This window comes from Pseudoduganella dura (assembly GCF_009727155.1).
In the GTDB taxonomy this organism is placed as follows: Bacteria; Pseudomonadota; Gammaproteobacteria; order Burkholderiales; family Burkholderiaceae_D; genus Rugamonas; species Rugamonas dura.
Genome location: NZ_WNWM01000002.1, coordinates 2256868 through 2280041 on the forward strand (window position 1 = coordinate 2256868; position 23174 = coordinate 2280041).

Genomic DNA, 23174 nt, shown 5'->3' on the forward strand with positions numbered 1-23174 from the left:
CATGACGGCGGCTGCCCACCCCCTGGCCGGCGTGCGCGCCGCCATCATCGACCTGGACGGCACGATGCTCGACACCGTGCCCGATTTTCACGTGGCCATCAACCGCATGCGTGAAGAGCTGGGCCTGGAAGCGATCACGGCCGAACAGATCAAGAACATGGTCGGCAAGGGTTCCGAGAACCTGATCCGCAGCGTGCTCTCCCTCGACCACGACGACGCGGCCGTGGAACAGCACTTCGCCGCCGCGATGGACGCCTACCAGCGTCACTACCTGGCGATCAACGGCCACCACAGCACGCTGTATCCGGACGTGGCCGCCGGCCTGACGGAGCTGAAGGATGCCGGCATCCGCCTCGCCTGCGTGACCAACAAGCCGCTGGCGTTCGCGCTGCCGCTGCTGAAGCTGAAGGAGCTCGATGGCTACTTCGAAGTGATCTACGGCGGCGATTCGTTCGAAAAGAAGAAGCCCCATCCACTGCCGCTGATGAAGGCCTGCGAATACTTCGGCCTGCCGCCGCACCAGGTGGTGGCGATCGGCGACTCGTCGAACGATGCACAGGCGGCCCGCGCCGCGGGTTGTCCGGTGCTCACCGTGCCTTATGGTTATAACCACGGAGAGCCTATACACGATACGGATTCGGATGGTATAGTGGAAACGCTGCTGCATGCTGCGCAGCTCATCAATGCCCATAATTCGCCAAGTAATCCGGCGAACGACGCGCAGACCCCTTAAGCGAAACCTTAAGCAAAACTCTTAACCGAACGCTCGTCATCAACGATGTTTCTCAATAAAAGACACAACGTTACTCACCAGGGATCGATCGAGGCCTGGCTGTGGCGACGCTGGCAATCCTTGGCAAACTGAGCCACATTGATTGCTGCCGTCGGAGATTGCGCGCGACCACCCTTCATCGCTGACTTCTTCGCTCTCCCGGCAGGTTTTTAAAAACCTCACCGCCACCATCACGCCCGAAATGGGTTCGCGTGGCGGATTGGAGAGAACCATGACCGAACTCGAATTCCGCTCGCTGGCCACGCAAGGCTACAACCGTATCCCCCTGATCGCGGAAGCGTTCGCCGACCTGGAAACGCCGCTGTCGCTGTACCTGAAGCTGGCGCAGAGCCAGCAAACGGGCAAGAACACGTTCCTGCTGGAGTCCGTCGTCGGCGGCGAGCGCTTCGGCCGCTACTCGTTCATCGGCCTGCCGGCCAGGACGCTGCTGCGCACGCACGGCACCCGCACCGAGATCGTCACGAACGGCGAAGTCGTCGAAACGCACGACGGCAATCCCCTCGAATTCATCGAGCAGTACCAGGCCCGCTTCAAGGTCGCGCTGCGCCCCGGCATGCCCCGCTTCGTGGGCGGCCTGGCAGGCTATTTCGGCTACGACACCGTGCGCCACATCGAGAAGAAGCTGGCAAACAGCGCGCAGAAGGACGACCTGGGCCTGCCGGACATCCAGCTGATGGTGACCGAGGAACTGGCCGTCATCGACAACCTGTCCGGCAAGCTGTACCTGATCGTCTACGCCGATACCACGCAGCCGGAATCGTTCTCGAAAGCGCGCCTGCGGCTGAAGGACCTGAAGGCGCTGCTGCGCCGCGGCGTCGATGCGCCGGTCACGTCGTCGTCGGTGCGCACCGAGGCGATCCGCGACTTCGACAAGGATGCGTACCTGGCCGCCGTGGCCAAGGCGAAGGAGCTGGTCATGGCCGGCGACCTGATGCAGGTGCAGATCGGCCAGCGCATCCGCAAGCCCTACGTGGATTCGCCGCTCACGCTGTACCGCGCGCTGCGGTCGCTGAACCCGTCGCCGTACATGTACTTCTATAACTTCGGCGACATGCAGATCGTCGGCGCCTCGCCGGAGATCCTGGTGCGCAACGAAACCCTGCCGGATGGGGAAAAGAAAGTCACGCTGCGCCCGATCGCCGGCACCCGCCCGCGCGGCGCCACGCTTGACAAGGATGCGCAGCTGGCCGAGGAACTGCTGGCCGACCCGAAGGAAATCGCCGAGCACGTGATGCTGATCGACCTGGCCCGCAACGACCTGGGCCGCATTTCCGAGATCGGCAGCGTGAAGGTCACCGACAAGATGGTGATCGAAAAATACTCGCACGTGCAGCACATCGTGTCGAACGTCGAGGGCAAGCTGAAGTCCGGCATGTCCAACCTCGACGTGCTGCGCGCCACCTTCCCGGCCGGTACGCTGACCGGCGCGCCGAAGGTGCGCGCGATGGAAGTGATCGACGAGCTGGAAATCTCCAAGCGCGGCATCTACGGCGGCGCCTGCGGCTACCTGTCGTTCGGCGGCGAGATGGACGTGGCGATCGCGATCCGCACCGGCGTGATCAAGGACGGCATGCTGTACGTGCAGGCCGCGGCCGGCATCGTGGCCGACTCGGTTCCCGAGATGGAATGGCTGGAAACGGAAAACAAGGCGCGCGCCGTGCTGCGCGCCGCCGAACAAGTGCAAGACGGCCTGGATGGGGAGTTCTGACATGCTGCTGATGATCGACAATTACGATTCCTTCACCTACAACATCGTGCAGTATTTCGGCGAGCTGGGTGAAGACGTGCGGGTGCACCGCAACGATGAAATCACGATCGCCGAGATCGAGGCGCTGGACCCGGACCGCATCTGCATCTCGCCGGGCCCGAAGGATCCGGCGCAGGCCGGCATCTCGGTCGAAGTGCTCAAGCATTTCGCCGGCAAGAAGCCGATCCTGGGCGTCTGCCTCGGCCACCAGGCCATCGGCGAAGCGTTCGGCGGCAAGATCGTCCGCGCCAAGGAAGTCATGCACGGCAAGACATCCCCGATCGCCCACACCGGCGAAGGCGTGTTCAAGGAGCTGCCGAGCCCCTTCACGGTGATCCGATACCACTCGCTGGCGATCGAGCGCGCTTCCCTGCCCGCCTGCCTGGAAGTGACGGCCTGGACGAACGACGGTGAAATCATGGGCGTGCGGCACAAGGACTTCGACATCGAAGGCGTGCAGTTCCACCCCGAATCGATCCTCTCGGAACATGGCCACGCCATGCTGAAGAATTTCCTCGAACGTACAGCCCCGGGCGCGAAGGAATGACCATGCCGATCACCCACCAGGAAGCGCTGATCCGCTGCATCGAACACCGCGAGATCTTCCACGACGAAATGCTGCACCTGTTCCGCCAGATCATGAGCGGCGAAATGTCGCCCGTGATGGTGGCCGCGCTGACGATGGGCCTGCGCGTGAAGAAGGAAACCATCGGCGAGATCACCGCCGCGGCGCAGGTCATGCGCGAGTTCTCGACCAAGGTGCCGATGGCGGACACCACCAACCTGCTCGACATCGTCGGCACCGGCGGCGATGGCGCGCATACCTTCAACATCAGCAGCGCCGCGATGTTCGTGGCCGCCGCGGCCGGCGCGCGCATCGCCAAGCACGGCGGGCGCAGCGTCTCGTCGTCCTCCGGCAGCGCGGACCTGATCGAATCGCTGGGCGCCGACATCAACCTGAAGCCGGAGCAGATCGCGCAATCGATCGCGCAGACCGGCATCGGTTTCATGTTCGCGCCGAACCACCACGCCGCCATGAAGCACGTGGCGCCGGTGCGCCGCGAACTGGGCGTGCGCTCGATCTTCAACATCCTCGGCCCGCTCACCAATCCGGCCGGCGCGCCGAACATCCTGATGGGCGTGTTCCATCCCGACCTGGTCGGCATCCAGGTGCGCGTGCTGCAGCGCCTCGGCGCCGAACATGCGATCGTGGTGTATGGCCGCGACAACATGGATGAGGTGTCGCTGGGCGCCGGCACGCTGGTCGGCGAACTGGTCGACGGCGAAATCCGCGAATACGAGATCCATCCCGAAGACTTCGGCCTGCAGATGGTGGCCAGCCGCAACCTGAAGGTGGCCAACGCCGCCGAATCGAAGGCGAAGGTGCTGGGCGTGCTGTCCGGCGACACCGGCGCCGCCACCGATATCGTCGCGCTCAATGCCGGTACCGCGCTGTATGCGGCCGGTGTCGCGCCGTCGATCGAGACGGGCTTCGTCAAGGCGAGGCAGGCGATCGAGTCCGGCGCCGCGCTGGCGAAGCTGCGCCAGTTCGTCGAAGTCACCCAGGCGCTCGGCGCCGCCAACGCCTGATAAGGACCGGCCCATGTTCGGCATCCACGACCTGACGCTGTTCATCGTTTCCGGGCTGCTGCTGAACATCATGCCGGGACCGGATTCGCTGCTGATCATGGCGCGCAGCGCCACGCAGGGCTGGCGCGCCGGCGTGGCCGCCTCGCTCGGCATCGGCGCCGGCACGATGGTGCATGTGCTGGCCGCCGCTGTTGGGCTGTCGGCACTGCTGGCCACTTCCGCTGCCGCATTCAATGTCGTCAAATGGGTTGGCGCGGCGTATATCGTCTGGTGCGGCATCGGCATGCTGCGGGCGAAGCTGAAGGGCTCGCCCGGCGATACGGCCACGCCCGCTCCCGCGCCATTGCCTTACCGCCGCATCTTCGCCCAGGGCTTCCTCACCAACGTGCTGAACCCGAAAGTCGCGCTGTTCTTCCTCGCCTTCGTGCCCCAGTTCATCGATGCCGATGCGCCGAACAAGCCGCTGGCCTTCATCGTCCTCGGCTGCATCTTCAACTTCAACGGCATGTTGTGGTGTAACGGCCTGGCGCTGTTCACCGCATTCGCCAGCGCCCGCCTGAAAGTCAAACCGATCGTCGCGCTGTGGCTGAACCGCGTTACCGGCAGCCTGTTCCTGGTGCTGGGCGCCCGCCTCGCCCTCGCCGACCGTCATTAAAAGCAAACCCATGTCCGACATCCTGAACAAGATCCTGGCCGTCAAGGCCGACGAAGTGGCCGCGGCGAAGAAGCACCGCAGCCTGTCCAGCCTGCGCGCCGAAGTGGAGGCCGACCGCGAGTCGCGCGCCGCGATCCGCGGCTTCGAAGCGGGCCTGCGGGGCAGGATCGCCGCCGGCCAGGCCGGCGTGATCGCCGAAGTCAAGAAGGCCTCGCCGTCGAAAGGCGTGCTGCGCCCGGACTTCCGCCCCGCCGCCATCGCGCAGAGCTATGCCGAAGGCGGCGCCGCCTGCCTGTCGGTGCTGACGGACGAGCAGTTCTTCCAGGGCTCGACCGAGTTCCTGCAACAGGCCCGCGCCGCGTGCGCGCTGCCGGTCATCCGCAAGGACTTCCTGGTCGACATGTACCAGGTCTATGAAGCGCGGGCGATGGGGGCCGACTGCATCCTGCTGATCGTGGCCGGCCTCGATCACGGCCTGATGGCGGAAATGGAAGCGTGCGCCCACGAGCTGGGCATGGACGTGCTGGTGGAATCGCACGACGGCGACGAGCTGGCCGCCGCGCTGAAACTGAAGACCAACCTCATCGGCATCAACAACCGCAACCTGCGCACGTTCGACGTGTCGCTGGACACCACGCTGGACCTGCTGCCGCGCATCCCGGCGGAGCGGCTGGTGGTGACCGAATCCGGCATCCTGGGCCGCAGCGATGTGCAGCGGATGCGGGAAGCGAACGTGAATGCCTTCCTGGTGGGCGAGGCGTTCATGCGCGCAGAAGATCCGGGAACGGAGCTGAACCGGCTGTTCGCCTGAAAAACCGGGGTCAGCCCCCTTGAGACACTGGCTGCAAGCACTGACGCCGACTCTTACCGGGGACAGACCCCATCCGCCATCCCGTGGCGTGAATTACGCGGCCGCGCGCCAGGTTTCGATCCGGTCGCGGCCGTTTTCCTTGGCGCGGTACAGCGCCTCGTCGGCGCGGCACAGCAGCGCATCGAGCTCTTCGTCCGCATCGGTCTGCACGGCCACGCCGATGCTGGCCGTGCACGACGGCAGGTCGCCGGCGGAGGCGTCGCGCAGCAGCCGCTGCACGCGCAGCGCGACGGCCAGCGCGCGCTTCAGGTCGGTATCCGGCAACAGCACGATGAATTCCTCGCCGCCGAAGCGGGCCAGCACGTCGGATTCGCGCAATGCGGAGCCGATCATCTGCGCCACGCTCACCAGCACCCGGTCGCCTTCGGCGTGGCCGAAGCGGTCGTTGATCTTCTTGAAGAAATCGAGGTCCACGGACAGCAGCGCCAGCGACCGGGAACGCTGCCGCATGCGTGCCATGCGCGCCACTTCGCGCGCGTAGGCATCGCCGAAGCCGCGCCGGTTCAACACGCCGGTCAGCGGATCGCTGGCCGAGCGGCGCTCGAGGATGCGGCGCAGCCGCTCGTTGGCCACCATCAGGAAGCCTACCGACAGCAATGCCGGCTGCAGCGCGGTCGCCGCGAGATAGAAGCTCTGGAACAGGCCGGGCCGCGCAACGTCCACCATTGCCTCGCCATGCGTTATCGCCATCACGCCGCGCACCGCCATCAATACGGTGTTCACGGCGATCAGCGTGCCGAAGAACCATGTGGCCAGCTTGCGCCGGCCATGGCGCAGCACGAGGTACAGCAGCGTGCCGTTCAGCAGCGTCATCGGCAGCGCCATCCAGAAGACGCGGGCCGCATAGTCCGGCGCGACCTGCAGGTAGTACACCATGCCGGCCAGGGAAAAGGCGGCCGCGCCGCCCAGCATCTTCCAGCCGGGATCGACGCCGTAGAAGCGCTGCAGGCCGATCACCGAGAGGCCGTTGCCGATCACGAACAGCACGTTGGCCAACGGCAGCACGGCAATGTCAGGCAAGGTGCCGCGCAGTGCGAAGCAGATGACGGAAAACACCTGCACCGCCAGCGCGGCGCTCCAGTAGCCGATGCCGCGCATTTCGGCGGGAAAACTGCGGCGGGCACCGAACAGTACCAGGCTCATCACGGCGCACATCAGCGCCGCCATCAGTACGACGCTGAACGGATCCAGCAGCCTCACGTCAGCGCAGCGTGGTCGGGCGGGTTGCCGCCGGCTTGTGCGCCGTATCGATCGTGAGCCCGATGCCGGGCACCCGGTCGCCTTGCAGCTGCACCGTGAACGTCATCAGCTCGTCGCGCCGGAAGGCATGCACCTGCACCGTGTCGCCCACGCGATAGCGCGACAGCAGCGCCTCCAGGTTGGCCGGGTTGCCGGTCACGCGCAAGCCGTCGATCGCCACCAGCAGGTCGCCGGCAGACAGGCCGGCACGGTGCGCGGCGCCGCCTTCGTGGACGGCGGACAGCTTCGCATCGGCGCCGTCGCGCCCGATGTTGGCATCGAGGCTGGGCCTGGCCAGCTTGCGCTCGTCCACATACTTCACGCCGAACGGCGCCAGCAGCCTGGCCAGCGGCACGTCGTCGGTGCCGCGGATGTATTTTTCAAAGTAGCTCTTCAGCCGCATGCCGCTGACCTCGTCGAACAGCGCTTCCACTTCGCCCGGCGTCACGCCGCGGCGGCCATCCGGGTAGAAATCGCGGCCGTAGCGCTGCCACAGCGCCAGCATGATGTCGTCCAGCGAGCGCTGCCCGCCCGATTTCTGGCGGATGGTCAGGTCCAGGCCGAGGCCCACCAGCGAACCCTTGGCGTAGTAGCTGACGATGGCGTTGGGCGCGTTCTCGTCCTGCCGGTAGTACTTGCTCCAGGCGTCGAAGCTGGACTCGGCCACGCTCTGCTTCGTGCGGCCGGCGCTGCGCAGCACGCTGCCGACCGTCTTGCCCAGCATCTTGAAATACGTGGCTTCGCTGATCATGCCGGCGCGCACGAGGAACAGGTCGTCGTAATAGCTGGTGAAGCCTTCGAACAGCCACAGCAGCGGCGTGTAGTTTTCGACCTGCAGGTCGTAAGGCGCGAACGCCGCCGGCTTGATGCGTTTCACGTTCCAGGTGTGGAAATACTCGTGGCTGCACAGGCCCAGGAACCTGATGTAGCCTTCGCTTCTCTCGCTGCCCGGGTCTGTGCCGGCCCTTGCGGTCGTCGGCAAATCGGCACGGGCGCAGATCAGTGCCGTCGACGCGCGGTGTTCGAGGCCGCCATAGCCGTCGCCCACGGCCAGCGTCATGAACACGTAGCGGTCCACCGGCGCCTTTTTCGTCTTCGGCTCGAAGAACGCGATCTGGGTTTCGCAGATCGCCTTCAGGTCGGCGCACAGCCGCGGCATGTCAAGGTTCGGCACGCGGCCGGTGATCACCACGTCGTGCGGCACTCCATGCGCGGTGAACGTGGCCAGCGCGAAGTCGCCCATCTCGACCGGGCTGTCGATCAATTCGTCGTAGTCGGCGGCCACGTAGGTGCCGAAGCCGTAGCGCCTTGCCTTCAGTTCCGGCAGCGCGGTGGCCACGCGCCAGTTGCGGGCCGCTTCGTCCGCCGGGCGCACGATATCGACCACGTGCGGCACATCCTCCTGGCCGGCCACGCGCAGGAACACGCTGGTGCCGTTGAAGAAGCCATGGGTCTGGTCCAGGTGCGCGGCGCGCACGGAAAGATCCCACGCGTAAACGTCGTACTGTACGACGAGCGGGCCCTCGACGGCCGGCGCCTGCCAGGAATGCTTGTCCAGCTTCACCAGCGGCACCGGTTCGCCGTTCGCCTCGGCGCGGATCTGCACGATGTTGCGGGCGAACTCGCGGATCATGTAGCTGCCGGGAATCCAGGCCGGCAACGCCAGCACCTGGCCCCCGTCCGGTCCACCGCCGGCCGGCTGCTGCACGGTCAGCGTCACCTGGAACAGGTGGGCGGCGAGATCCTTCGGCACGATGGCATAGGCCACGGCGGGTGCCGCGGCGCGCGGCGTCCTGGTCTTTTTCAGTGGTGTCTTGTTTTTCATTGCAGGTCCGGCGGCGTATCGATGTCGAGCAGGATGCCCGGATCGTCCACCGCCACTTCGTTGACGATATTATCCCTCACGATGCCGCGCGCGCCCCGGTCTCCGGTCAGCGCGAGCAGCTGCGGCAAATGGCGGCGGCCGAAGGCGACCGGATTGCCGCGCTCCGGTCCGCTTTCCCCGTTGCGCTCCGTTGCAAGCACGGGCACCGCGATATCGGCGCCCCCTTCCACCGCCCGTGCCAGCGCGGCGATCGTGGCCGGCCGCACGCGGGGCATGTCGCCCAGCGCCACCACCCACCCCTGCGCCGCTTGCGCGTGCCGCAGGCCGTGAACCAGCGAAGCGGCCATGCCGCTGTCCGCATCGGCGCAGACTACCACCTCGCAGCCGAGCGACGCCAGTTGCGCGGCGACGGCATCTTCGCCGTCGCGCACCACGGCCACCACGCGTGGCAGCGCGGCGAGCAGGTGGCGCGCGCTGTGCACGACGACCGCTTCGCCTTCGAACGGTTGCAGCAGCTTGTTGCGCCGCCCCAGCGGATCGAAGCGCCGGCCGCGGCCCGCGGCCAGCAGGATACCGATGATGCCGCCCATGCCGACATTCCTGTCCATGCTCTTATGCCACCTGCGGCGCGGCGGCCGAGGCCAGGTCGAACGGCAGCTTGCGCAGCCGCTTGCCGGTTACCCGGAACACCGCATTGGCAAACGCCGGCGCCAGCGGCGGCAGGCCCGGTTCGCCCATGCCGGTCGGCGCCTCGACCGACGGCACGATGTGCACCTCGACCAGCGGCATGTCCGGCATGCGCGCCACCGCGTAGTCGCTGAACTGGCCCTGTTCCACGATACCATCCTTCAACGTGATGGCGGCGCCCGGCAACGTGGTACCCAGGGCCATCAGCACCGCGCCCTGCACCTGCGCCTCGATCGTGAGGGGATTGACCGGCTGGTTGCAATGCACGGCCGCCGTGACCTTGTGCAGCTTCGGCGCGCCGTTCTCCACCGATGCCGTGACCACGTAGGCGACGACGGTGCCGAATGCCTCATGCACCGCCACCCCGTAGGCCTGCCCTTCGGGCAGCTTGACGGTACGGTAGCCCGATTTGCCGACGGCCAGGTCTAGCGCCAGGTGATGGCGCTTGTGTTCGGCCGGGATCAGCCGCTTGCGGTAGGCCACCGGGTCCGCGCCGGCCGCCACCGCGGCTTCGTCGATCAGCGTCTCCATCACGAACGCCGTGTGGGTCGCACCCACCGAACGCCACCACAGCACCGGCACGTTGGCCTGCGCGTTGTGCACCGAGAGGTTCAACGGCACCCGGTACGGCCCGCCCATGCCTTCGACCATCGTGGAATCGACCCCGTTCTTGACCATGAACGGCTCGAACGAGGTGCCCGCGATGATGGACTGGCCGACGATCACGTGATCCCAGCCGACGATATTGCCACTGGCGTCGAGCCCCAGGTCGGCGCGGTGCACGTGCGACGGGCGGTAGTAGCCGCCCTTGATGTCGTCCTCGCGGCTCCAGATCACCTTCACGGGGCCGGCCTTGCCAGCCTTGGCCAGCGCCTTTGCTACATTCACGGCTTCCACGATGTAGTCGGAACCCGGCGTGGCGCGGCGGCCGAAGCCGCCGCCGGCCGTCATCGTGTGCAGCGTGACCTGTTCCGGTTTCAGGCCGGCCGTTTTCGCGGCCGCGGCCTGGTCCAGCGTCTGGAACTGGCTGCCGGCCCAGATCGTGCAACCATCGCGCCGCAGGTCGACCACGCAGTTCAGCGGTTCCATCGGCGCATGCGCCAGGTAGGGGAATTCGTAGACGGCGGAGATCTTCTTCGGCGCGGCGGCCAGTTTCGCGGTATCGGCCGCTTTCGCCACGATGCCGGGTCTGGCGGCCAGCGCACGGAACGCCGTGAACTGTTCCGCGGAGCCGACCTTCTCCAGGCCGTCCGTGTCCCAGTCGATCGCCAGCGCATCGCGGCCCTGCTTCGCCTGCCAGTAGCCATCGGCGATGACGGCCACGCCGGTGCCGCCGCGGTCCACGTCCACCGGCAGCACGGCGATCACGCCCTTGATCCTGCCCGCCGCGGCGGCGTCGAATTTTTTCACCTTCGCGCCGAACACGGGCGGGCGGGCCACCACGGCCACTTTCGTGCCGGCCGGCTTGAAGTCCATGCCGAACTGCTGGCTGCCGTCCGATTTCGCCCGGGCGTCCAGCCGGGGCATCGGCTTGCCGATGAAGCGGAATTTATCGGCGTTCTTCAGCACCACGTGTCGCGGCACGGGCTGCTTCATCGCTGCTTCGGCCATCTGGCCGTAGGTCGCCTTCCTGCCGCCAGGAGCGGTCAGCAAACCTTTCGACGCCTTGACCTGGCCAACCGGCACCTTCCACTGTTCGGCCGCCGCGGCGACAAGCATCGCCCGCGCCCTGGCGCCGATCTCGCGGTACTGTACCCACGAGTGGGCCACCGTGCCGGAGCCGCCGGTGATCTGGATGCCCAGCGCCGGGTCCTTGTACGCTTCGCCGGCCGGCGCCAGCGCGCCGCGCATCTGCGACCAGTCGGCATCGAGCTCCTCGGCGATCAGCATCGGCAGCGCCGTCTGCACGCCCTGGCCGAATTCGAGCCGGTTCACCTGCACGGTGACGGTGTTGTCCGGCGCGATGCGCAGGAACGCGTTGGGCTGTTGCGAAGGCTTTGGCCCGGCAGCGGACGCATCGGCCGCGCGCGCCATCCGGCTGCCGCCGGCGAACGTGAAGCCCAGCACCAGCCCGGTGCCGGCGGCCTTCAGGAAGCCGCGGCGCGACGGGCCGGCCGTGTCGCCGGCCGCCAATGCCGCCATTTCCTCCGGAGTGATCCATTCAGTGCGCATGTGTTCTCCTTCAGGCGAGCGTCTTCGCCGCGTCCTTGATCGCCAGGCGGATGCGCTGGTAGGTGCCGCAGCGGCAGATGTTGCCGGCCATGGCGCTGTCGATGTCGGCGTCGGTCGGCTTCCTGTTCGTCTTGAGCAGCGCGGCGGCACTCATCACCTGCCCGCTCTGGCAGTAGCCGCATTGCGGCACATCGTGCTTCACCCAGGCGTCCTGCACGGCCTTGCCCACCTTGTCGTGTTCCATCGCCTCGATCGTGGTGACCTTCCGGCCCACGGCCGCGGAGATCGGCGTCACGCACGAACGGATCGGCTGGCCGGCCAGGTGCACGGTGCAGGCGCCGCACAGCGCCGCGCCGCAGCCGAACTTCGTGCCGGTCATGTTGAGGTTGTCGCGCAACGCCCACAGGATGGGTGTCGACGGATCGGCGTCCACCTGGGTGTCGCGCCCGTTGATGTTCAGGATGACCATGTTTGCTCCTGGTTTTGGCGGAGAAATCGAAAAAGCGGATGTAAAAACGGCGCGCTTCGTTGGCGCGCCGCGTCGATGCAGTCGTTGCGGTTAATGCCGCCTCACTTGATGGAAGCGAATTTCTCTTCCATTGCCGCGGCGTCGATCGCGCCCGGAATGCGGCTGCCGTCGGCAAAGAAGATCGCCGGCGTGCCTTGCAGGCCCAGCTTGTTCCCCAGCGCCAGCACCTTGTCGTTCGGCGCCGTGCAGCCGGCCGGCGCGGCCGGCGCCTGCTTGCCGGACAACATCCAGTCGTCCCATGCACGGTTGCGGTCCGCCGCACACCAGATATTGCGCGATTTCACGGTGGAATCGGGCGACAGGATGTTGTACATGAACGTGTAGACGGTGACGTTGTCGACCTTCGACAGCGTCTGCTGGCGGAATTTCTTGCAGTAGCCGCAGTTCGGGTCTTCGAAGATGGCAACCACGCGTTTGCCGTTGCCCTTGACCGTTTTCAGCGCCAGTTCCAGCGGCAGGTCCGAGAACTTGATGCGGCTGATGTCGTCGATACGGGCTTGCGTGACATCTTCCTTGGTCTTCAGGTTGAAGATGTGCCCCGCGAACAGGTATGTGCCCGTCTTGTCCGTGTAGCGGATCTCGCTGCCGATACGGATTTCGTACAGGCCGGCATATGGCGTTTCGCGTACGGAGTCGATCTTGACGTTGTCGCCCAGTTTCGGCTCGACGTTCTTGCGGATGGTGGCTTCGACGCCGTTGTCGGCGCCCGCGCACGACATCAGCAACGCCGATGCCAGCACGAGGCCGGTCTTGATGAACTTCATAGACTCTCCGAGGGGACAGCACGGGATCGCCGCGCCGCCAGGGTGTGATCAGTGCCGGCCCAGCGCGTGGGACATCAGCGTGCGCTTGACGAACGGCAATTTATCCAGCAAGTTTAGCCCGAAATTGCGCGCCGCGCGAAGCGGTTCGAGATTGGCGCCGAACAAACGTTGCAAGCCATCAGTGGTGGCTTGCATCAGCAGCACTTCTTCCCTGCGCGAGCGGCCGTAGCGGGCAAGCACGCGCTCGTCGCCGATGGAACGGTGTTCCTCGCGTTCGGTCACGGCGCGCACCAGGTCGCGCACGTCGCCAAAGCCCAGGTTCATGCCATGGCCGGCCAGCGGATGCACCACGTGGGCCGCGTCGCCGATCAGCGCCACGCGCTGGGCCACCAGGGAATGGGGGCGCACCAGCGCCAGCGGGAAGGCGCGCACGCCCTCCGGCAATACCGGGGTCAGCCTGCCGAGCTTGTCGGCGGCGAATTCCGCCAGGCGGTCGGCCAGCGCCTGCGCGCCTTCGCTGCACAGCTGGTCGGCCAGCATGTCCGGCGCGGACCAGACCAGCGATACGCGGTTGCCGGGCAACGGCAGCAGCGCCACGATACCGCGGGTGCAAGTGAACCACTGGAGGGCGGCGCCGTGGTGCGGCAGCTCGGTCTCGAAGTTGGCAACCACGCCCTTCTGGCCATACGGCTTGTAGTCGAGGCCGATATCGCACTGGCCGCGCACCCATGACTGGGCGCCGTCCGCGCCGACGATCAGCGATGCCTTGACGGCAGTGCCATCCTCCAGCTGCACGGCGGCGCCATGCTCGTCGCATTTCAGCGCCACCGCGCGGCCGGTCACGACATGCACGTTCTGCGCGAAGCGCAGCGCGGCATCGAGGGCGCCGTTCAGGTTGCGGTCCTCCACGATCCAGGCCAGAGTATCGGCATGGGCGCCGTAGGCGTCGAAGTTGAGGTGGCCGGGCTGCTCGCCGTCGCCCTTGACGATCATGCCGTCGACCGGGGCGATGCGCTGCTGGTCCATCGCGCCCCATACCTTGAGGTTCGACAGCAGCTCGTGCGCGGTATGGTTCAGCGCATACACGCGCACGTCCCAGCTGGGTTCCAGACCGTCGGGTTTCGGCGCCGCGGGCGGGCCGAGCAACGTGACGCTCTGGCCGGCCTGGGCGAATGCCAGCGCGGCCGTCTTGGCGATCGCGCCGTTGCCGACGATGCAGACCGCCGTCTGCACGTGGTGCTTGGAGGAGGATGGCATGTTCATGCCGCCATTATAACTTTCGCGCGCCTGGGGGCGCGCTGGGCAGGATGCAGCAGGGAATTCGAGGAGCATTGAATTCGAGGAGCACTGCTTCTCGCCTGAGGAACGACGCATCCGTGCAGGCCTGCTCGGACGCCTGCTACCTCAATCCCATGCCGGCGCGATGCCTTCCGGGTTCGCGATCCGGTCATTGGCATCCAGCGCGGCGATGGCGGCCATTTCCTCTTCCGACAGCGTGATCCGTGCCGCCAGCAGGTTCGCCGCCAGGTTCTCCCGCTTCGTCGACGAAGGAATCACGGCGAAGCCCTGCTGCAGCGACCAGGCCAGCGCCACCTGGGCCGGCGTCGCCTCGTGCTTCGCGGCGATGCGGGCAATGACCGGGTCCTTCATGACCTTGCCATAGGCCAGCGGCATGTAGGCCGTCAGGTGGAGTCCGTGCTCGCGGGCGAACCGCGCCACTGCGCGATTCTGCAGGTAGGGGTGGATTTCAACCTGGTTGGTCGCGATCTCCGCCGCGCCCACGGCATCGATCGCCTCCCCCATATGGCGCAGCGTGAAGTTCGAGATGCCGATCCGGCGGGCCAGGCCCGCCCGCTTTGCCGCCAGCAGCGCCGCCATGTATTCGGCGACCGGCACCTCGTCCCGTGGCGACGGCCAGTGGATCAGCGCCAGGTCGACCTGCTGCAGCCGCAGCTTGTCGAGGCTTTCCTGCAGGCTGGGAATCAACCTGTCGCCGGCCAGGTTCGCCGTCCAGACCTTGGTCGTGACGAACAGTTCATCCCGGGCGATACCGCTTTCGGCGATCGCCGTGCCCACGTCGGCCTCGTTGCCGTAGATCTGCGCGGTATCGATGTGGCGGTAACCGAGCTCCAGCCCGGCACGGACGGAATCGATGACCACCCGGCCCTGCAGGCGGAACGTGCCGAGGCCGATGGCGGGGATCTTGTCTTGCATGGTGTTCTCCTTGGTGTCGATGGAGAACATGATGCCGGGATTCGTTGTTGAGAAAAAGCAGCATCCCTACAATTGATAGTTGATCCAGGCGCAACGATTCAGAAAAGGCTGCAGTGTCTATTGCAACTCTGCATTGACCTGCTATAATGCGGCCTCTTGGCCTGGTAGCTCAGTTGGTAGAGCAGAGGATTGAAAATCCTTGTGTCGGTGGTTCGATTCCGCCCCGGGCCACCAAGAACAAGCAAACGCCACCTTCGGGTGGCGTTTTTGTTTGCAGTATCGAAAGTGTGCCGTCCAGTCCTTTTCGAACTCCGGCCGACCAGAATTGCCGAAACAGAGCGCCAACCTGCGAAGGTTGGCGCTCTTTTTTTTACGGGATGCCCGGCAGTGCCGGCGGTATCCGGCAAGCAATCCACGTTGCAGTTTCTGGCAATCATTCCAACGATTGACTGTGGTCAGCCCACTTTTATTTTGCCATCGAGGCTATTGCCGAAACATCTTTATTTGTTACTATCCCGAGGCTACGCACGTTTTTGGTGCACCGCACCCGTCGTCTCTCTCGCAGCGGCGCCTTTCGTTCTTTGGAATCCACCATGAAATACGCATCCGTACATCAGTTTTTGCAGCATGTTGCCGACCGCAACGCAGGCCAGCCGGAATTTTTGCAGGCTGTTACCGAAGTCATGGAAAGCCTGTGGCCGTTCATTGAAAAGCACCCCAGGTATGCCGAACAGGGCCTGCTGGACCGCCTGGTCGAGCCGGAGCGGGTGGTCATGTTCCGCGTCTCCTGGGTGGACGATCATGGCCAGGTCCAGGTCAACCGCGGCTACCGCATCCAGCACAGCATGGCGATCGGCCCCTACAAGGGCGGCCTGCGCTTCCACCCGTCGGTCACGTTGTCGGTCCTGAAATTCCTGGCCTTCGAGCAGACTTTCAAGAATGCGTTGACGACGCTGCCGATGGGCGGCGGCAAGGGCGGTTCCGACTTCGATCCCAAGGGCAAGAGCCAGGGCGAGGTGATGCGCTTCTGCCAGGCGTTCGTGAGCGAGCTGTTCCGCCACGTCGGCTCCGATACCGACGTTCCCGCCGGCGATATCGGCGTGGGCGGGCGTGAAGTGGGCTACATGGCCGGCATGATGAAAAAGCTCAGCAATCGCGCCGATTGCGTGTTCACCGGCAAGGGCCTGAGCTTCGGCGGTTCGCTGATGCGCCCCGAAGCGACCGGCTACGGCACCGTCTACTTTGCCGAGGAAATGCTCAGGACGCGCGGCCGCTCGTTCGACGGCCTGCGCGTCAGCGTGTCCGGTTCGGGCAACGTGGCGCAATACGCCGTCGAAAAAGCGATGTCGCTCGGCGCCAGGGTCGTCACGGTATCGGATTCGAGCGGCACCGTGATCGACATGGATGGCTTCACCCCCGAGAAGCTGGCCATCCTGATGGACGTGAAAAACCACCTGTATGGCCGCGTCGGCGATTACGCCGCACGCACCGGCAGCCGCTTCGAAGCGGGTGTGCGTCCATGGCACGTGCCGGTCGACGTGGCACTGCCCTGCGCCACGCAGAACGAGCTCGATGCGACCGATGCCGCCACCCTGATCGGCAACGGCGTGCTGTGCGTGGCCGAAGGCGCCAACATGCCCTCCACCATCGAGGCGGCAAAGGCGTTCGAGGCGGCCGGCGTGCTGTACGCGCCGGGCAAGGCTAGCAACGCCGGCGGCGTCGCCACGTCGGGCCTGGAGATGAGCCAGAACGCGGAACGCATCGGCTGGCCGCGCGAGGAAGTGGATACCCGCCTGCTGCAGATCATGAAAGGCATCCACGAAGCCTGCGTGAAGTACGGCACGCGCGCGGACGGCAGCATCAGCTACGTGGACGGCGCGAACATCGCCGGGTTCGTGAAGGTGGCCGATGCGATGCTGGCCCAAGGGGTCATTTGATCTTCCCGCGTCTATAAGGGCAGCCCGAAAAACCTCTCGCGCGGCTTTCTCCCGACGATATCGGTACCCGTACAACGCCAACCCATGCAGGTTGGCGTTGTCGTTTCCGGCCGCCGCGTTCCCGTCATGTGCGACTGGATGCGCATGTTCGAAATTCCGCAAATTCGCCATTGGGTAATGCATTTCAGATAATATATTTAGTTGTCTTTTTATATTTCATAACTATCAACTAGATATCGACATGACGACCAACGCATCTTTCGGCAACGTTCTACAGGGAAGCCTGACCAACAGGGCCACGGATACATACCAGCTGACCACTGCGGCCGGCGGCATCGTAACGCTCGATTTCCTCCATCCCGCCGGCGCGGGCAACACAGGTGCGCCCATCGTCATATCGGTGGTCGATGCCCTTGGCAATGTCGTCTTCAGCGGAACAACGCGCGGCAATGCCAGCTTTGTCACCACCGTGGCTTCCGCGGGCATATATTCACTGAAGATCGGTGACGGCGATTCCAGCGACCGTACCGACGGCGGCACATACAGCGTGACGCCAACCCTGAAGACTGCCGCCGGTACCAGCTATGACGGCGGCAGCAACAACACCACGGCGAGCGCCGTATCCGCCGCAATGGAAACGGCCATCGTCGGCAGCCTGAACAACAGGGATGTCGACATGTTCAAGGTGCATGCCGACAGCGGCGGCGTGTTGACGCTGTCGCTGCTGCATCCCGATGGCGCCGGCAACGGCGGGGAACAGATCAAGGTCGATGTGCTGGATTCGGCCGGCAATATCGTTACCACCAGGACGCTGACCGGCGACGGCAGCATTGTGACCACCGTGGCCACCGCCGGCGACTATTACCTGAGAATCGCCGACGGCAGTATCTACACGTATGCCGACGGGGGCCTCTATACACTGACACCAACATTGTCCGCCGCAGCGGGCATCACGTACGATGGCGCGGCGAACAACACCACGGTAACCGCCCTGTCCAGCGAGATGGCGACAGCCATCGCCGGCAGCCTGGATAACAGGGATGTCGACATGTTCAAGGTGCATGCGGACAGCGGCGGCATACTCACGCTGGCGCTGTCGCATCCCGACGGTGTCGATGGCGGCGGCGCACCGATCAGGGTCGATGTGCTCGACGCAGCCGGCAAGGTGGTCGCCACGCAGACCCTGAAAGGCACCGGCGCCTTTGTCACCACGGTGGCCTCGGCTGGCGACTATTACCTGAAAGTTGCCGACGACAGCATTTATACCTACAACGACGGTGGCGTCTACACGCTCACGCCCACCTTGCTCGGCCAGCCCGGCGTGGTCTACGACGGCGCAGCCAACATCACCGCCGCCACCGCCCTGGCCGCGCCGCTGTCGACAACGATCATGGGCAGCATCGATAACCGCGATATCGATTACTTCAAGTTCACAGCGGCCACCAGCGGCACTCTGACCGTCAACTTCAGCCATCCCGACGGGGCGGGCACCGCGGGCAGTCGGATCGACCTCGCCATTATCGACAGCGGTGGCAAGACCGTGTTCACGAAGACCGAGCGCGGCAGCGACCTGGTCAACGTGACACTGGCCAACGCCGGCGAGTATTACCTGAAGGTCAGCGACGGCAGCACCTCCATCTATGACGATGGCGGCATCTACAAGATCATTGCCGGCATGAGCAGCGCGGGCGGCATCAACCTGGCCGGCACGGATGCCGCGGAAAGCCTTGCCGGCACGGCCGGCAACGACGTCATCAACGGCGGCACCGGCCGGGACGTGGTCGCCTATAGCGGCAATAGCGGCGATTATCAGATCACGGCTTCCCCGGTTGGCGCGCGCGTTGCCGGCAACACTGGCGTCGATGGTTCGGATACGCTGATCAACGTGGAACGGCTGCAGTTCGCGGACAAGGTGGTGGCGCTGGATGTGGATGGCGTGGCTGGCCAGGCTTATCGCCTGTATCAGGCCGCGTTCGACCGCACTCCGGACAGCACGGGGCTGGGCTTCTGGATCGGTGCGATGGACAATGGCGTCTCGCTGGACAGCGTGGCCGCGTCCTTTATCGGCTCGGATGAATTCCAGCTGCGCTACGGCAGCGACGCTTCCAACCTTGAAATCGTCAGCGGTTTCTATGCCAATGTCCTGCACCGCGCCCCTGACCAGGGCGGCCTGGACTTCTGGGTCGGTGCGCTCGACAGCCATGCCGCCGACGCTGCGCACGTCCTCGCCAGCTTCAGCGAAAGTCCTGAAAACATCGCCCAGCTCACCGGTGTGCTGGCACATGGCATCGGCTACACGCCATACGGCTGAGCAAAACCGTCGTCTGAAAGCGCCCCCACCCGAAACGGGTAGGGTCGTCATGGTTTGGTTGATTGCGCAAGACGCGGAACAGGGCGCGCGTAGGCAATGGCGGCCGCATGGCGCAGCGGTAGTCTGCGGCCGTTCGCGTCGGTGCGCCGCGAATTCCGCGCCATGGCTATACTGGGTTCGCCATGACCGGCATGCGAATGGCATGCGGTATTTCTGCCCGCCCGGCGGGAGATGGAACGCGCGGCTGCAAGGCACGCGGCAATTGCGCCCGCAGCCCGCGGCTCATGGTATTACGCCCGTTTCCGGCAGTAGCAGCGTCGCGGAAACACACTATTCACGATCACAGAACTGACAGGAATAGCATGAAACCAACCTGGATTATCACGGCCAATGCTGGCCGCGCGCGATTCTACGAAGAATCGTCCCTGACCGAGCCACTGAAGGAAATCGAAGACCTCGTCAGTCCCGGTGCCAAGCAGAACATCTCCGATGTCGTCACGGACAAGGCGGGCCCCACGGCCGCCGCCAAGAGCGGCCACAATATCAGCAGCGGCAACCAGGCCCCGGGCATTGCCCACAATGCCAACTCGGGCGCGCCGAACAAGCAGTACCAGCCCGCCGTCACGCCGGCCGAGCAGGAAGCCGAACATTTTGCCAAGGATATTTCAAGTTATCTGGTGAAAGCACACCAGGAAGGCCGCTTCGGCCAGCTGGTCATTTCCGCCTCGCCGCAGTTCCTCGGCGTGCTGCGCTCGAACATCGATCCGCATGTGAAAGAGCTGATCAAGACCGAATTCAACAAGGACTACACGCACGTCAACGTGTCCCAGTTGCGCGAGCAGCTGCAGGCGCACAAGGCCAAGCAGGAGTAACGATCGGCCGCACCAATGCCGCCATGCGAGGCGGCATTGGCGTGCCAAGGCATCGGCGCCTCGCCGGTGCCGTGCCACGCGAACCGTCAGCCGGCGTCGCGATCGGTTTTGTGGCCCAGGCCCAGGCTCAGGCCAAAGCCGCTCCCGCTTCCGATACTGCCGCCTCCGCCGCCGTCGGCATTTCCGCCACCGCCCCCTCCCCCGCTGCCTTTGCCGGCCTCGCCCTTGCCACGGGCACCACTACTCTGCGCGCGCGTCGGCCCCTGCAATGGAATCGTCACGTCCGCCGGAATCGGCCCCAGGTCGAGCGCCTCGCGGATGAAGTCGCGCAGCGAGATCACCAGATCCGCCGTGTGGATCGGCCTGCCCGCCGCCATGTCGGCCGCGGCTTGCCCCGCCAGGCGGCAATGCTCTTCGGTGCCCAGCAGGAGGATGTCGGAGAGCGCGGCTTCGACCGCGTCGCGGATGCGACGCGAGCGCTCCGAAACGTTCGATGGGTCCTCCGTCTTCAGGTCGCGCAAATGGCGCGGATCGACGGTCAGCTCGCCGGTGAACGAACCGCCCAGCGTCCGGTACGCCGCGATCAGCGTTTTCAGCCGCTCGTTGATCTGGCGGTTCATCCGCTCGCGGCGCTGCTGCACCGTCTGCATCAGCAGCATGCGGATGCCCACGCCGACCAGCGTGAACACGGCAAGGCCGAGAAACGTCGTCAGCACCGTCTGCCAGGAACTGAAATCCATGTAGCGCACTTCCACCCCGTCATGCGTTGTCGATGGGGCGAGTGTACCGATCCCCGCCTTATCTGGTCGGCACGGTTGCCGGCGGCAGCCGGTAGGAACCTTCCTTGTACAGCAGCGACGGCAGCATCACGTGCGCCAAGGCCCGGTTCACCTGCGCGGCGGTGGGCGTGCCGCCGTTATCCGTATCGACCGCCCCCGTCGCGGCATCGTAGCGCCCCAGCAGCGGGCTACCCTGGGGCCGAAGGATCGTGGCGGTCTTGCCTTCCAGGTAGGCGAAGTAATCGTTGAACTGCAGCAGCGCGCGGCCCGGCGCCTTGTCGTATCGCACCAGGTCGCGGCCGATCATCGGATGCTCGCTTGCCACGCCCATCAGCGACAGCAGCGTGGGCCCCAGGTCGATCTGGCTGGCCAGCGTGGCGATGCGCTTCGGTGCGATATCGGCGCCCAGGATCAGGCCTGGAATATGGAACTTCTTGATCGGCACCAGGCTGTTGCCGTATACGCGGTTGTCGTGGTCGGCCACGATCAGGAAGACCGTGTCCTTCCAGTAGTCCTGCCGCTTGGCCGTCGCGATGAATTTGCCGAGCGCGAAATCGGCATACTTGACGGCGTTGTTGACGGTCTGCTTGTCCCGGTCGTGCAGCGCGATTTTACCGTCCGGGAACTCGAACGGTTCGTGGTTCGACGATGTGAAGATCAGGCTGAAGAAGGGCTTGTTCTGCGCGTGAAGGACATTCAGCCGCTCGAGCGACTTGTCGAACAGGTCTTCGTCGGAGGCGCCCCAGCTGCCGGTGAACTTCGGCTTCATCTGCTTGCGGTCGACGATCTTCTGGAAGCCGTTCCCCGTGAAGAAGCTGCGCATGTTGTCGAAATGCGCTTCGCCGCCGTACACGAATTCCGTGTGATAGCCCTGCTCGCCCAGCCCTGCCGCCAGCGTGTAGAAATTGGTCTGCGACAGCGACAGCTTGACCACGCTGCGCGCCGGCGTGGGCGCATACCCGGCCACCACCGCTTCGATGCCGCGCACGGAGCGGGTGCCGGTCGCATACAGCTGCTCGAACCACCACCCTTCGCCCTTGAGCTTTTCCAGTTCCGGCGTCAGCGGCAGGCCGCCGAGCGATTCGACGAACGTGGCGCCCAGGCTTTCCTGCAGCACGATCACCAGGTTCAGCGGCCTGTCGCGCAAGATCGCCGGCTCCTGGCGGTGCAGTGTCGGCAGTTCCGGATGCGCGAACCGGTAATCGCGCAGCCAGGGCGCGGCCGTCACTTCGGCGAGCACGCGCCCGCGGTCCATGTCGCCGTAGATTTCGGACGAGGTCTTTTCTTCCATCAGCGATGCCACGCCTTCGAGCACCGACCATGGGGAATTGATGACCAGCGAATTGACCATCGCATCGCCCGTCAGCGCGAACAGGGCGGCGTTCGCGGGCCGGTGCGCCGTCGTCGACCGGATCTGCAGGAAGACGACGAAGCAGACCAGCGGCCATGTCAGCAGCAGCTTCCTGGCGGACCACGGCGCCACGGTCCGCGCCGCGCCGCGCAGAAGTCGATGCATTGCCACGCCCAGCGCGATGGTGGCGGCCATGCCGGCGATGACCGCGGTGCGGAAGCCGTTCCACAAGGTGGCGAAGACTTCGGCGGGAGCGGCCAGGTATTCGACGAACAGGCGGTTCGGCCGCACGTCGTACTGCATCAGGAACTGCGGCGTGGAGCATTCCATGAACACCACGAAGACCAGCGCGGCCGTGGCCCATCCCAGCGTCAGCCGGCGCCACAAACCGATCGTCGACCGGTGCGCGAGCAACGGCGCCAGCAACAGGGGAACGGCCAGCAGGTAGCCGAGCAGGATCAGGTCCGCCCGCACGCCCTGCAACAGCATCTGGCCGGGGATTCCTTCGGCCATGACACGGTCCCATTGCCAGCCCATCAGCGCGATGCGCGACAGCGACAGCACGGCCAGGCCGATGAACAACATCCGCAGCAGGATCGCATACGGCCCGGCCGGCGAAACCCGCTGCGACGGCCAGGCCGCCAGTTCGCGCAGAATGGGATTCTTTTTATACATGGTTGCTTCCTGCAGGAACTTTTCGTCGATCGACGATTGTACGTCAGTAACTTGCTGCGTGATATCGAGGAATTATCCTAACGAACAATGGCTGAGCGGGCAGAGTTCTTGCATACAGGACAGGCAATGGCGCCAACCCGGCTCGCCTGCCCTCCTGCTGCCC

19 protein-coding genes and 1 tRNA gene are annotated in these 23174 nt (G+C 65.3%); 10 read left to right on the forward strand and 10 right to left on the reverse strand.

Features of this window, described 5'->3' with window-relative positions:
- Position 1 precedes the first annotated feature (1 nt).
- The 6 genes from GJV26_RS09970 (at position 2) to trpC (ending at position 5596) form a co-directional block, all read left to right on the forward strand.
- The gene (locus GJV26_RS09970) at positions 2-733 is read left to right on the forward strand and encodes a phosphoglycolate phosphatase (RefSeq protein WP_155708677.1); all 732 of its coding nucleotides are present in this window, start codon (positions 2-4) and stop codon (positions 731-733) included.
- 271 nt (positions 734-1004) lie between these two features.
- The gene (trpE, locus tag GJV26_RS09975; RefSeq protein ID WP_155708678.1) at positions 1005-2501 is read left to right on the forward strand and encodes an anthranilate synthase component I; all 1497 of its coding nucleotides are present in this window, start codon (positions 1005-1007) and stop codon (positions 2499-2501) included.
- Position 2502: 1 nt separating this feature from the next.
- Positions 2503-3087, forward strand: coding sequence for an anthranilate synthase component II (locus tag GJV26_RS09980; protein ID WP_155708679.1), 585 nt, complete (start codon positions 2503-2505; stop codon positions 3085-3087).
- Positions 3088-3089: 2 nt separating this feature from the next.
- On the forward strand, positions 3090-4130 hold the full coding sequence (trpD, locus tag GJV26_RS09985) for an anthranilate phosphoribosyltransferase (protein ID WP_155708680.1): 1041 nt from the start codon (positions 3090-3092) through the stop codon (positions 4128-4130).
- A gap of 13 nt (positions 4131-4143) precedes the next feature.
- On the forward strand, positions 4144-4785 hold the full coding sequence (locus GJV26_RS09990; RefSeq protein WP_155708681.1) for a LysE family translocator: 642 nt from the start codon (positions 4144-4146) through the stop codon (positions 4783-4785).
- A 10-nt stretch (positions 4786-4795) separates the two neighbouring features.
- Entirely contained in the window at positions 4796-5596 is an 801-nt protein-coding gene (trpC, locus tag GJV26_RS09995; RefSeq protein WP_155708682.1) for an indole-3-glycerol phosphate synthase TrpC, read from the forward strand.
- A gap of 93 nt (positions 5597-5689) precedes the next feature.
- Here the strand turns inward: trpC and GJV26_RS10000 are convergent, their stop codons facing one another.
- The 8 genes from GJV26_RS10000 to dkgB all read right to left on the reverse strand — a co-directional run bounded on the left by GJV26_RS10000 (position 5690) and on the right by dkgB (position 15086).
- Positions 5690-6856 (reverse strand): GGDEF domain-containing protein, encoded by a 1167-nt coding sequence (locus GJV26_RS10000; RefSeq protein ID WP_155708683.1) that lies wholly within the window; start codon positions 6854-6856, stop codon positions 5690-5692.
- A 1-nt stretch (position 6857) separates the two neighbouring features.
- Positions 6858-8720, reverse strand: coding sequence for a M61 family metallopeptidase (locus GJV26_RS10005; RefSeq protein WP_155708684.1), 1863 nt, complete (start codon positions 8718-8720; stop codon positions 6858-6860).
- Positions 8717-9328: a nucleotidyltransferase family protein gene (locus GJV26_RS10010; RefSeq protein ID WP_155708685.1), complete on the reverse strand. Its 612-nt coding sequence runs from the start codon at positions 9326-9328 to the stop codon at positions 8717-8719. The genes GJV26_RS10005 and GJV26_RS10010 overlap by 4 nt, the downstream gene beginning before the upstream one ends.
- Positions 9329-9332: 4 nt before the next feature.
- On the reverse strand, positions 9333-11579 hold the full coding sequence (locus GJV26_RS10015) for a xanthine dehydrogenase family protein molybdopterin-binding subunit (protein ID WP_155708686.1): 2247 nt from the start codon (positions 11577-11579) through the stop codon (positions 9333-9335).
- Positions 11580-11589: 10 nt separating this feature from the next.
- A complete protein-coding gene (locus GJV26_RS10020; RefSeq protein WP_155708687.1) occupies positions 11590-12048 on the reverse strand; it encodes a (2Fe-2S)-binding protein in 459 nt (152 codons plus the stop codon).
- Positions 12049-12149: 101 nt separating this feature from the next.
- Positions 12150-12872: a DsbC family protein gene (locus GJV26_RS10025; protein ID WP_155708688.1), complete on the reverse strand. Its 723-nt coding sequence runs from the start codon at positions 12870-12872 to the stop codon at positions 12150-12152.
- A gap of 48 nt (positions 12873-12920) precedes the next feature.
- On the reverse strand, positions 12921-14135 hold the full coding sequence (locus GJV26_RS10030) for an FAD-dependent monooxygenase (protein WP_155708689.1): 1215 nt from the start codon (positions 14133-14135) through the stop codon (positions 12921-12923).
- Between the two features lie 141 nt (positions 14136-14276).
- A complete protein-coding gene (gene dkgB / locus GJV26_RS10035; RefSeq protein WP_155708690.1) occupies positions 14277-15086 on the reverse strand; it encodes a 2,5-didehydrogluconate reductase DkgB in 810 nt (269 codons plus the stop codon).
- A gap of 158 nt (positions 15087-15244) precedes the next feature.
- On the opposite strand from dkgB, the gene GJV26_RS10040 reads away from it, so the two are divergent.
- The 4 genes from GJV26_RS10040 (at position 15245) to GJV26_RS10055 (ending at position 20206) form a co-directional block, all read left to right on the forward strand.
- Positions 15245-15320 (forward strand) — tRNA-Phe (locus GJV26_RS10040).
- Positions 15321-15679: 359 nt separating this feature from the next.
- A complete protein-coding gene (gene gdhA / locus GJV26_RS10045; RefSeq protein WP_155708691.1) occupies positions 15680-17023 on the forward strand; it encodes an NADP-specific glutamate dehydrogenase in 1344 nt (447 codons plus the stop codon).
- A 241-nt stretch (positions 17024-17264) separates the two neighbouring features.
- Positions 17265-19334 carry a DUF4214 domain-containing protein gene (locus tag GJV26_RS10050; protein ID WP_155708692.1) on the forward strand — a complete coding sequence of 690 codons (2070 nt, stop codon included), beginning with the start codon at positions 17265-17267 and terminating at the stop codon, positions 19332-19334.
- A gap of 362 nt (positions 19335-19696) precedes the next feature.
- Entirely contained in the window at positions 19697-20206 is a 510-nt protein-coding gene (locus GJV26_RS10055; protein WP_155708693.1) for a host attachment protein, read from the forward strand.
- A gap of 86 nt (positions 20207-20292) precedes the next feature.
- Here the strand turns inward: GJV26_RS10055 and GJV26_RS10060 are convergent, their stop codons facing one another.
- Together GJV26_RS10060 and GJV26_RS10065 are read right to left on the reverse strand one after the other, a co-directional pair.
- Positions 20293-20946, reverse strand: a complete 654-nt coding sequence (locus GJV26_RS10060; protein WP_155708694.1) for a hypothetical protein — start codon at positions 20944-20946, stop codon at positions 20293-20295.
- Between the two features lie 58 nt (positions 20947-21004).
- Entirely contained in the window at positions 21005-23011 is a 2007-nt protein-coding gene (locus GJV26_RS10065) for an LTA synthase family protein (protein ID WP_229419245.1), read from the reverse strand.
- Positions 23012-23174: the final 163 nt, after the last annotated feature.

What these genes read in the sequence shown, in the direction of transcription:
- GJV26_RS09970 (WP_155708677.1), top strand. Translation starts at nt 2, where the DNA reads ATGACGGCGGCTGCCCACCCCCTGGCCGGCGTGCGCGCCGCCATCATC.
- trpE (WP_155708678.1), top strand. Translation starts at nt 1,005, where the DNA reads ATGACCGAACTCGAATTCCGCTCGCTGGCCACGCAAGGCTACAACCGT.
- GJV26_RS09980 (WP_155708679.1), top strand. Translation starts at nt 2,503, where the DNA reads ATGCTGCTGATGATCGACAATTACGATTCCTTCACCTACAACATCGTG.
- trpD (WP_155708680.1), top strand. Translation starts at nt 3,090, where the DNA reads ATGCCGATCACCCACCAGGAAGCGCTGATCCGCTGCATCGAACACCGC.
- GJV26_RS09990 (WP_155708681.1), top strand. Translation starts at nt 4,144, where the DNA reads ATGTTCGGCATCCACGACCTGACGCTGTTCATCGTTTCCGGGCTGCTG.
- trpC (WP_155708682.1), top strand. Translation starts at nt 4,796, where the DNA reads ATGTCCGACATCCTGAACAAGATCCTGGCCGTCAAGGCCGACGAAGTG.
- GJV26_RS10005 (WP_155708684.1), bottom strand. Translation starts at nt 8,720, where the DNA reads ATGAAAAACAAGACACCACTGAAAAAGACCAGGACGCCGCGCGCCGCG.
- GJV26_RS10010 (WP_155708685.1), bottom strand. Translation starts at nt 9,328, where the DNA reads ATGGACAGGAATGTCGGCATGGGCGGCATCATCGGTATCCTGCTGGCC.
- GJV26_RS10015 (WP_155708686.1), bottom strand. Translation starts at nt 11,579, where the DNA reads ATGCGCACTGAATGGATCACTCCGGAGGAAATGGCGGCATTGGCGGCC.
- GJV26_RS10020 (WP_155708687.1), bottom strand. Translation starts at nt 12,048, where the DNA reads ATGGTCATCCTGAACATCAACGGGCGCGACACCCAGGTGGACGCCGAT.
- GJV26_RS10025 (WP_155708688.1), bottom strand. Translation starts at nt 12,872, where the DNA reads ATGAAGTTCATCAAGACCGGCCTCGTGCTGGCATCGGCGTTGCTGATG.
- GJV26_RS10030 (WP_155708689.1), bottom strand. Translation starts at nt 14,135, where the DNA reads ATGAACATGCCATCCTCCTCCAAGCACCACGTGCAGACGGCGGTCTGC.
- dkgB (WP_155708690.1), bottom strand. Translation starts at nt 15,086, where the DNA reads ATGCAAGACAAGATCCCCGCCATCGGCCTCGGCACGTTCCGCCTGCAG.
- gdhA (WP_155708691.1), top strand. Translation starts at nt 15,680, where the DNA reads ATGAAATACGCATCCGTACATCAGTTTTTGCAGCATGTTGCCGACCGC.
- GJV26_RS10050 (WP_155708692.1), top strand. Translation starts at nt 17,265, where the DNA reads ATGACGACCAACGCATCTTTCGGCAACGTTCTACAGGGAAGCCTGACC.
- GJV26_RS10055 (WP_155708693.1), top strand. Translation starts at nt 19,697, where the DNA reads ATGAAACCAACCTGGATTATCACGGCCAATGCTGGCCGCGCGCGATTC.
- GJV26_RS10060 (WP_155708694.1), bottom strand. Translation starts at nt 20,946, where the DNA reads ATGGATTTCAGTTCCTGGCAGACGGTGCTGACGACGTTTCTCGGCCTT.
- GJV26_RS10065 (WP_229419245.1), bottom strand. Translation starts at nt 23,011, where the DNA reads ATGTATAAAAAGAATCCCATTCTGCGCGAACTGGCGGCCTGGCCGTCG.